Here is a 1,122-nt window from a genome sequence, read left to right on the forward strand (position 1 = left end):
AAGCACGGTTTTGAAGTGGAGTTGGGGAAGGTGACTTCTCTTTCGACCATAACCGGTCGCCTATGACAAACTTCAGAATTCCAGGCAGTTTGGTATTCACAACTGTCCAGACCCAGATGGTTTTTTTTGAACCCACAAAAGTCTGAAGCTCATCAATTTGAGCTATTTCAGGAATTTCATAGTTTTCCTCATCAATGTGGGTTTCTGCAACTCTAACCCAGTTAAGTATTGTGTTGTGAGAAATACCAGTGACTCTCTCAATGGCTCGAAATCCCATGCCATTGAGGGACATTTTCACACAAAGCTCTTTGACATCAGAACTGTAACCTCCAGGACAGGGATTTTCTCGAAATTGGCGACCACATTCACGGCACAGGTAACTCTGTTTTCCCTGACGATGACCATTTTTGACTACTTTATGGCTTTGGCAATAAGGACAATCCATCTTGATTTATTTGAGAATATCATTTTCTATTATGCAACACCCAATCAAGACTATGAATAACGTATGGAAAGCTATCCCATGGGCTAAGGTTCAGCGGAAAGTTTTTAAGCTCCAAAAGAGGATATTTCAAGCATCTAAATCGGGACAGGACGCGAAGGCCAGAAGGTGGCAACGTCTATTGGTGAAATCATATTATGCCCGGCTCTTAGCAGTGCGGCTGTAGGGGCGGGTTCCACGGTCAGCCATGCTTCCCAACAGTCAGCTTAATGAACCCGCCCCCCAAGCGGGTCAAGGCCAAAAGACAGCCGGTGTCGATGGAATGATAGTAATATCTCCAGAACAAAGACTGACTTGAGCGGAGAACATTCAAGGAAATCTCAAAGCCAAAGCACTTAGGAGAGTATGGATACCAAAACCTGGCAGGGATGACAAATGCCCCCTGGGAATACCCACAATCCAAAACAGAGCGAGGCAAGCCTTGGTTAAGTCGGCACTTGAGCCTGAATGGGAATCAAGATTTGAAAGCACAAGCTACGGGTTCAGACCAGGCAGGTCAGCCCAAGATGCAATAGCTCGTATTTTCCTGAGTATAAACCAAGGGGAATACTATATACTAGATGCGGGTGCGAGACGTTCGGGTATGAAATAGGGCTGAAATGCCCGAAATAACTACCCGG

The 1,122-nt window shown here is 45.5% G+C and carries 2 protein-coding genes and 1 pseudogene; 2 read left to right on the top strand and 1 reads right to left on the bottom strand.

Features of this window, described 5'->3' with window-relative positions:
* The coding region (locus tag P5683_RS25090) for an IS1 family transposase (protein ID WP_315645651.1) at positions 1 to 445 on the bottom strand (445 nt) is incomplete at its 3' end.
* 31 nt (positions 446 to 476) lie between these two features.
* On the opposite strand from P5683_RS25090, the gene P5683_RS25095 reads away from it, so the two are divergent.
* A complete protein-coding gene (locus P5683_RS25095; protein ID WP_315642105.1) occupies positions 477 to 668 on the top strand; it encodes a reverse transcriptase N-terminal domain-containing protein in 192 nt (63 codons plus the stop codon).
* A 21-nt stretch (positions 669 to 689) separates the two neighbouring features.
* Positions 690 to 931, top strand: a pseudogene (locus P5683_RS25100) (HNH endonuclease).
* The last annotated feature ends 191 nt before the right edge of the window (positions 932 to 1,122 follow it).

Origin of the sequence: Limnospira sp. PMC 1279.21, from assembly GCF_032349615.1 — a bacterium.
In the GTDB taxonomy this organism is placed as follows: Bacteria; Cyanobacteriota; Cyanobacteriia; order Cyanobacteriales; family Microcoleaceae; genus Limnospira; species Limnospira fusiformis.

Bases quoted from the DNA above. Each gene is read 5' to 3' on its own strand.
- P5683_RS25095 (WP_315642105.1), top strand. From the start codon at position 477: ATGCAACACCCAATCAAGACTATGAATAACGTATGGAAAGCTATCCCA.